This is a genomic window from Candidatus Pelagibacter sp. (assembly GCF_052049835.1).
Classification (GTDB): Bacteria; Pseudomonadota; Alphaproteobacteria; order Pelagibacterales; family Pelagibacteraceae; genus Pelagibacter.
The window spans coordinates 135,838-144,061 of sequence record NZ_JBNGZF010000016.1; the positions used below are offsets into that span (position 1 = coordinate 135,838).

10 protein-coding genes are annotated in these 8,224 nt (G+C 24.9%); 4 read left to right on the top strand and 6 right to left on the bottom strand.

What is annotated here, in order from left to right; all coding sequences use genetic code 11:
• Position 1: 1 nt before the first annotated feature.
• Together rpsR and rpsF are read right to left on the bottom strand one after the other, a co-directional pair.
• The gene (rpsR, locus tag ACTT9R_RS06210) at positions 2-274 is read right to left on the bottom strand and encodes a 30S ribosomal protein S18 (protein ID WP_440927141.1); all 273 of its coding nucleotides are present in this window, start codon (positions 272-274) and stop codon (positions 2-4) included.
• Positions 274-627 (bottom strand): 30S ribosomal protein S6, encoded by a 354-nt coding sequence (rpsF, locus tag ACTT9R_RS06215; protein WP_440927142.1) that lies wholly within the window; start codon positions 625-627, stop codon positions 274-276. The genes rpsR and rpsF overlap by 1 nt, the downstream gene beginning before the upstream one ends.
• Positions 628-714: 87 nt before the next feature.
• On the opposite strand from rpsF, the gene fabD reads away from it, so the two are divergent.
• From fabD to gmk, 4 genes are read left to right on the top strand one after another with little or no spacing between them, the layout of a single operon-like run.
• Complete coding sequence (gene fabD, locus ACTT9R_RS06220; protein ID WP_440927143.1) at positions 715-1,641, top strand: ACP S-malonyltransferase; 927 nt, start codon at positions 715-717, stop codon at positions 1,639-1,641.
• Complete coding sequence (gene fabG, locus ACTT9R_RS06225; RefSeq protein WP_440927144.1) at positions 1,638-2,375, top strand: 3-oxoacyl-ACP reductase FabG; 738 nt, start codon at positions 1,638-1,640, stop codon at positions 2,373-2,375. The genes fabD and fabG overlap by 4 nt, the downstream gene beginning before the upstream one ends.
• A 49-nt stretch (positions 2,376-2,424) precedes the next feature.
• Complete coding sequence (locus ACTT9R_RS06230; protein WP_440927145.1) at positions 2,425-2,664, top strand: acyl carrier protein; 240 nt, start codon at positions 2,425-2,427, stop codon at positions 2,662-2,664.
• Positions 2,665-2,671: 7 nt separating this feature from the next.
• Positions 2,672-3,304 (top strand): guanylate kinase, encoded by a 633-nt coding sequence (gene gmk / locus ACTT9R_RS06235; RefSeq protein ID WP_440927146.1) that lies wholly within the window; start codon positions 2,672-2,674, stop codon positions 3,302-3,304.
• Here gmk and rsmA read toward each other — a convergent pair.
• The 4 genes from rsmA to ACTT9R_RS06255 all read right to left on the bottom strand — a co-directional run.
• A complete protein-coding gene (gene rsmA, locus ACTT9R_RS06240; RefSeq protein WP_440927147.1) occupies positions 3,293-4,078 on the bottom strand; it encodes a 16S rRNA (adenine(1518)-N(6)/adenine(1519)-N(6))-dimethyltransferase RsmA in 786 nt (261 codons plus the stop codon). The two genes, gmk and rsmA, sit on opposite strands and share 12 nt — an antisense overlap.
• On the bottom strand, positions 4,075-5,037 hold the full coding sequence (locus tag ACTT9R_RS06245) for a 4-hydroxythreonine-4-phosphate dehydrogenase PdxA (RefSeq protein ID WP_440927148.1): 963 nt from the start codon (positions 5,035-5,037) through the stop codon (positions 4,075-4,077). The genes rsmA and ACTT9R_RS06245 overlap by 4 nt, the downstream gene beginning before the upstream one ends.
• On the bottom strand, positions 5,027-5,872 hold the full coding sequence (locus tag ACTT9R_RS06250; protein WP_440927149.1) for a peptidylprolyl isomerase: 846 nt from the start codon (positions 5,870-5,872) through the stop codon (positions 5,027-5,029). The genes ACTT9R_RS06245 and ACTT9R_RS06250 overlap by 11 nt, the downstream gene beginning before the upstream one ends.
• An 83-nt stretch (positions 5,873-5,955) precedes the next feature.
• A partial coding sequence (locus ACTT9R_RS06255; RefSeq protein ID WP_440927150.1) for an LPS-assembly protein LptD occupies positions 5,956-8,224 on the bottom strand: 2,269 nt, incomplete at its 5' end.

Genomic DNA, 8,224 nt, shown 5'->3' on the forward strand with positions numbered 1-8,224 from the left:
ACTATAGTAGCGCTAAGTTTCTAGCTCTTTTGATTGAAAGAGAAAGTTCTCTTTGTTTCTTTTGAGATACATTTGTGATTCTTGATGGTAAAATTTTACCATTCTCAGACACATATTTTTTTAATAGTTTAATATTTTTATAGTCTACCTCTGGAGCACCTTTGACTGATAATGGACAAGTTTTTTTGAACTTATATTTATTTGGTTGAAAAATACTTAATTTTGCAAAGTTACTTTGTTTACCTTTTTTATTCCCACTTTGTCTTTTTGGCATTAGTTTTTAGGACTTTCTTTTTTTTCACTATCTTCTTTTTTTCCAAAATAGTTTGTTTCTAGATTAAATTTTTTTACTCTAACTGTAAGATATCTCAGTAATTTTTTGTCTATAGCCTCATTTTTTTCTAATTCATCAATTACATTCCCTTTGCCTTTTATTTTAAAATGAATGTAGCTTCCTTTTTTATTCTTTTTTATGAGGTAAGATAAGTTTAGTAATCCCCAGTTTTCAGTTTTAACAACTTCGCCATCATTTTTTTCAACTATTTTAGAATATTTTTCTGTTAGTTGCTTTAATTCACTTGGCGAAGTATCTTGCCTAGCTATTATAGTATGTTCGTATAAATTCATTATAGTTCTTTAATAAAAAATGAGGATATACTATTATAAAAGTTCAATTACAATAGTTAAAAAGGAAAAAATATTAGTTTTTTTTATATGTTTTCAGTAATTTTTCCAGGTCAGGGATCTCAATTAGTAGGAATGGGAAAAGAGTTTTATGATAAATTTGATATTGTAAAAGAGCTGTTTAAACGGGCAGATGATATACTAAATTTTTCTATTTCTAAGCTTATTTTAGAAGGGCCCAAGGAAGAGTTAGATTTAACAGCTAACACACAGCCAGCAATATTTTTAATAAGTTACTCAATATTCAATGTTGCAAAAAATGAATTCAAATTAGATTTAAATAAAGCAAAATACTTTGCTGGACACTCTTTAGGTGAATATTCAGCTTTATCATGCGCAGGATATTTAGATTTTTCAGATACTTTAAAAATATTAAGAATTAGAGGAGATGCTATGCAAAACTCTGTACCTAAAGGGCAGGGAGGAATGGTTGCGGTATTAGGCTCAACGGTTGAGGTAATTGAAAAGATTTTAACAGAAAATAAAGAAAATCTAAAAGTACAAATTGCGAATGATAATTCCGAAGGTCAAATCGTTTTGAGTGGAAAAGCAGAGGATTTAGAAAAGTTAATTCAAATTTTAAAGGATAATTCAATAAAAAATATAAAACTTCCAGTAAGCGCACCTTTCCACTGTGATTTGATGAATAATGCAACGAAAATTATGACAGAAGAGTTAAATAAACTTAATTTTAAAAAAGGACAAAATAAATTAATTTCAAACGTTACTGCTAATGAAATTAAAGATCCAGACGAGCTTAAAAAGCTCCTAATTAAGCAAATAGAGAATAGAGTTAGATGGAGAGAAAGTGTGATTAATATGATAGAAAATGGTGTAAATCATTTTATTGAAATTGGACCTGGGAAAGTTTTGTCAGGTTTGGTAAAAAGAATTAGTAGAGATGTTAAAATAGATACAATTAATAGTCAAAGTGATATTGAAGGTTTAAAAATATGACAGATTTAAAAGGTAAAAATATTATCGTTACTGGAGCATCTGGTGGAATTGGAAATTCAATAATTGAAAATTTAAATCATGCTGGAGTAAATATTTTAGCCTCAGGTACAAGAATAGAGAAACTTGCAGAACTGAAAGAAAAGCACAGAAATATTAAAACTTTAAAATTTGATATTTCTCAAAGTGGCAAAATTGAAGAATTTATTGAAAACGCAACAAAAGAACTTGGCGGTAGTTTAGATTGTATAGTTAACAATGCAGGTGTTACTCAAGATAATTTAGCAATAAGAATGAGTCTAGATGAATGGCAAAAAGTAATTGATATTAATTTAACATCAACTTTTTTAATGAGTAAATTTGCTATAAAAAAAATGTTAAAAAATAAATCTGGCAAGATTGTTAATATTACATCGGTTGTTGGTCATACGGGAAACTTAGGACAGTCAAATTATACTGCATCCAAAGCAGGCATAATTGCGATGTCGAAGAGTTTAGCAATAGAATACGCAAAGAAAAATATAAATATAAACTGTATTTCACCTGGTTTCATTAAAACAGCAATGACTGATAAAATAGATGATAAGTTTAAAGAGGCTATAATATCAAAAATTCCTTCTGGTCGACTGGGTGAGCCTGATGATATTGCAAAAGCAGTACTTTTTTTATGCTCAAACCAATCAAGCTATATTAACGGTGAAACGTTACATGTTAATGGAGGAATGTATATGGCTTGACAAACTAAGTTTTTAAACTATTAAGAATTTATAACAAAAAAGGATCAATATGTCAGAAGACGTTTCAAGCAAAGTAAAAAAAATAGTAGCAGATCACTTAGGAATTGATGAAAACAAAGTAACCGACGAAGCAAGTTTCACAGATGATTTAGGCGCAGATAGCTTAGACACTGTAGAATTAGTTATGGCCTTCGAGGAAGAGTTTGGTTCTGAAATTTCAGATAGCGAAGCTGAGAAGATCTTAACAGTTGGTGATGCTATTAAATTTATCGAAGGAAAAGCAAATTAGTAAGTAAATGCCCTTAAACAAACATGGGGTAATGATAATATTATCTTCTCCATCAGGAGCAGGCAAAACAACTTTAGTAAAAATGTTATCTAAAATAGATAACTTTGACATTTCTATTTCACATACAACCCGATCTCCAAGATCAAACGAAAATATTGGAAAAGATTATTTTTTTGTTGATGTTAATGAATTTCAAAGATTAATTAAAAATCAAGAATTTCTTGAATATGCTAAAGTTTTTAATAATTTTTATGGAACCACACGCACACCAGTTATTGAAAAATTAGATAAAGGAAAAAATGTATTGTTTGATATTGATTGGCAAGGCGCAGATCAAATCAAAAACAAAAAATTAGATTACAAATTAATAACTTTTTTTATTCTGCCACCAAGTAAAGAAGTTTTATACGATAGACTTCAAAATAGAGACATGAAAGATAAAATGATAGTTGCTGAAAGAATGAGACAATTTGAGAGAGATGTTCTTCATTGGATAAATTATGATTATGTAATTATAAATGATCAATTAGATTTATGTTTTGAAAAAATTAATAATTTAATCAATGCAGAAATAAATAATGGCTCAAAAGATTATGATTTAGAATTTGTAAGAAATCACATAAACAAATTAACAAATTAATTTTTCATATTCACTGGTTAATTGATAATACATTTCATAATTTAAGTTTTGTGGTCTTAAATTTAAGTCAATTTTTAATTTATTTAATACATTTTGGTTACCATTAAAAATTTGATTAAAAGGTTTTTTTAACATTTTTCTTCTATGAAGAAAAAATACTCTTGTAACTTTTTCAAGATTTTTTGAATTCTTAAGCTCATGATAATTTTTTTTTGGACTGAAATATAAAATAGTACTATCTATTTTTGGTTTTGGTGAAAATGATTGTGGCTTGACATCATATATTTTTTTAATATCTAGTTTCCAATTAGCTAAAACAGATAATCTGCCATATTGTGATGTATTATGTTTTGCAATAATTCTTTCAGCAACTTCTTTCTGAAACATTAATATTAAGTGATCAAACCAGAAATTATTTTTTAAATTTACAATCCATTTACTCAAGATCTCTGTAGATATGTTATAGGGCAAGTTACCAAATACTGTTAATTTATCTTTCGATAAAATCTTTTCATCAATATTTAAAATATCTTCATTGATAATTGTGATTTGATTGTTAAAAATTTCATCAAGATATCTAACTAAATCATTATCTTTTTCAATTACAATAAATTTTTTTGGGTTTTTATTCAGTATAAATGAAGTTAGGTTACCACTTCCTGGCCCAACTTCTAAAACCGTTTTTCCTTTGATTGGGACAATATTAACAATTTTTTCTAAAATATTTTTATCGGTCAGAAAATTTTGCCCTAAACTTTTTTTTGCTTTAATCAATTTTTGTCCAAAAAAGTAATTGCTTTAATTAAACTGAGTGGATTTGATTTATTTTTACCTAGCATAATTTCATTTGGTCCGTGATCAGGAGAAATTCTTATGAACGGAAGTCCAACAGTAATATTTATTGCATCGAACTCATGTAGCGATTTTAGTGGTCCTAATACTTGATCATGATACATTCCAATGATTACATTGAATTTTTTACGGTTATTATTTAAAAATATTGTATCTGCAGCATAGGGTCCAGACACGTTGTATCCATGTTTTATTAATTGTTTTATTGCAGGTTTTATTATTCTTTCATCTTCTTTCTTTGAAAAACTTTCACAGTGAGGGTTTAAACCGGTGATAGCAATTTTAGGTTTATATCGAAGGTATTTTTTATAAAAATTACTAATTAATATTGTCTTTTCTATTATTATTTTTTTATTTATTTTTTTTGCAACTTTATTTATTGGCAAATGTGTTGTTACAGGACAAACAGAAAGTTTTTTATTATATATCAGCATTGCCTTTTTTTTTGTTGAAGTCTTTTTGGAAATATATTCAGTAATTCCTAAAAATTTATTTTTTAAAAAAGTTTTTTTTGAGATAGGTCCGTTAATCATTTTAAACGAAAATCCTGATTTAATAATTTTTAATGCAATTTCAAATGATTCTTTTATATAATTATTAGATTTACTGGTTATCTTTCCAAGTTTAGGTTTTTGTATATAAGGAACATTTATAAGATTAATACTTTGATTATTTAAAATAATATTATTCATATTGGAAATATTAATAATATTTATTTTTTTTTTAAAATTTAATTTTTTCATATGAAGTTTGAGAACACTCAAGGAGCAGATCAAAACCAAAGGACTTTTAAATTTTTTTGTTTTTATTGTTTTAAAAAAAATTTCTAAAAAAATACTATTTGGTTCTCCAGCAACAATAATTATTGGGTTACTTTTCATCAATTGAATAATTAATTTTTATTTTATTAAAATAAATATTAGAGTATTGATTTAGTTGTCTGTTTCGTTCAAATTCAATCATTTCTTTTAGCTTAGAATCTTTGTTAACTTTAATTTTTTTTGTTTTTATATCCTCAATTTTTAATATTAAAAAATTATTTCCTATTTTTATTATATTAGTAATTTGCCCTTTTTTAATTTTATATAATTCATCAAGTATTTTAGGCGATAAATTGTCTTCATCTACCCAACCAATTTTACCTCCTTTTTTAGAACTTTCACTTATACTGTAAAGACTAGCAGAGTTACTAAAACCAAAGTCCTTTATACTTTGAGTAATTGTATTTATCTGGTCTTCTAAGTTTTGATTATTTTGCTTAGTAAAAAATATTTCAGAGAGCAAGTATTGATTTTTGTATTTATCACTATTTTTAATTTTTTCTAATAATCCTTCTTTGTTGATTTTTATTTGAGCGTTAAATCTTTGAAATATTAATTTATTCCAAAAAAATTCTATTTTTATTTTTTCTTTAACTTTAGATATAGAATAAGTATTTTTACTTTTTAAAAGTAATCCAAAATCTTTCTCATTAGAAAAATTTAAATTTTTATAAAAATCTTTAAATATTTTATTAATCAAGGTGTCATTTTGGTTGATATCAATTATTTTTTTTAATTCATTAGTTTTTATTATCTCGTTAATTAATGAGTTTTTAGAAATTTGAAAAATTTTGTCATAATTTAACTGATCTAAACTTGGATTTAAAAGTTTTAAATACGTAGACTCTTTTTCTACATCATAATTTGTAATTATTTCATTATTAATTTTTGCCACAATATAGAAATTTTCTTGTGATATTGCGTTTGTATTTAAAATAAAAATAAAAATTAATATTAAATTTATTTTTTTTAGCATTTTTAATTTAGGTTTGGAGATGTACTTTCTCCAAAAGGAATAATTGTAAGTTTAAAAAATATGCTTTCTTTTGGTTTAATATCTCTATCATTATAATAATCTTTTTGATATTCAACACTTGCTGCCAAGCAATCATTTTTATATTGGTAAACTAAATTATAATACTCAGTTAAATCTGTTTTTAAATTTTCTCTAGTTGAAAAGGATAAATTATTTCTATCATCAAACTTGTATGTAGTTTCATTTAAATAATAGGAATTTTTATCACCTTCTTGCCTTAAGTAATCAAAAGTATTGATAAATTTGTTAAATTTTATCTCTGCAATAAAGTTTTGATAATTTATTTCTGATAAATTATTTCTTGCAGAAAAATTATATTTTGTATTTAAAAAACTTAGTGGATTATATGAAATTTCACCAAAAAAATTAGATACTTTTGAACCTAGTTGATTATTTCTCTCTAAATCATTATTTTCATTTAACCTTAAGTTGTTTGCTAATTTGAGACTAAATATCTCCTTATTTTTTTTTTCCTCACTGAATGAATAATCTATTCCGTAAGCTATTGAAATCCCGCTTTCCAAAGTCTCTTTTGAAGAAATTCTATCTAAGTCAAATAAATTATCTGCGTCTAATTTATACTCCTTGTCACTTAAATCTTTTGTGTGTCCAGGGCTTAACTTTAAAGTTAATTTAGGTTTAAGTAGCGATTTGTTTAAAGCATTTTTTTTAATTAATGGATATGATGAGTTAAATTGAAATAAACCTGACAAATATAAATCCTCACCTTCTTTATTTAATTTTGAATTTTGTGAATTTGTATTTGAATTTTTAATGATAAATTCATAATTATTATAATATCCACTTTTAGTTATAGTAGGATTTGATTTAAATATTAAATTATTTGTGTTCACTCTATCGTAAACTGTTGTCTGATAGTTGTGTATATAATTGTTTGTTTTAAATTCAAAATTTCCATTTAATTTAGTTTTATTTTCAATACTTTTAGTTAATTCAATTTTAGGTAAAATATATTCGTATTTATTATTACTATCGGTCTCATTTAATTTCTGATAAACTTTTAACTCACTATCAATGTTCGTATTATCAGAGAACATGCTAAGTTTCACTGATGTCTCTGTTAGGTCGTAATCCTTTATAATTGGTGAGTCAAGCTTATTTGCCCTTAGATAAGTATCATCTGATACTTGTTCTAAATTAAACTTTAAATTACTTTTTTTAAAATTTTTAATATTTAAATTTTTATCCAAATTATAAAATAAATGACCGTTAATATTATTACTACTGTTAAAAAATAAACTTGTATCTAAAATTGAATTTGAATTTTTTTCTCTCTCTCTGTACTCATTTTGAAGCAAAAATTGATCTTTCGCATAAAATCTTGGAGTAAAAGTTAAGTCTTTATTTTCAGCCAAAACTTTAAAATATGGAACACTAAAATAAGTATTATTATTAGGTGTATTTTCAAAAGTTGGCATTAAAAATCCAGACTGCCTTTTTACAGTTGGGTCAGGATGAAAAAATTTTGGAAAATAAACTATAGGTACATCATAAACTTTTAACCATACGTTTTTGTATGAAATAATTTTCTTTTGACTATCATGTTTTATTTTATCTGCTGACAATTCCCAAGGAGGACAATTTTCTGTTTTTTTACAAGCTGTAAAAGTACCATTTGAAATTTCTGTGATATTATTTTCATATTTTATTTTTTCACCTTTAAGTCTAGGTTCGTTATCTTTATTAAAATACTCATTATTTAAATTGATAATTATATTTTTTCCAATTAATAAATTTGATTGTGTATCAATATATGCCGATTCTATTTCAAAGGAATTTTTTCTATTATCTTTCATGGTGGCTTTAAAAATATTTAAATTCTTTTGATTTATTTTATAGTCAAATTTATTTGTACTGATTAAGTTAGAATATTTATCTTTAATTTTTGACTCAGTATTAGAAAAAAGGAGGTTTTTTCCTCTATCGAAAACTATATTTTCTCCTTGAATGTTTAATGACTTTTTTAAATCATCAATTTCAATACCATTAGAAGCAGTTATGATATTTTTTCCTCTATCGAAAACTATATTTTCTCCTTGAATGTTTAATGACTTTTTTAAATCATCAATTTCAATACCATTAGAAGCAGTTATGATATTTTTTCCTCTATCGAAAACTATATTTTCTCCTTGAATGTTTAATGACTTTTTTAAATCATCAATTTCAATACCATTAGAAGCAGTTATGATA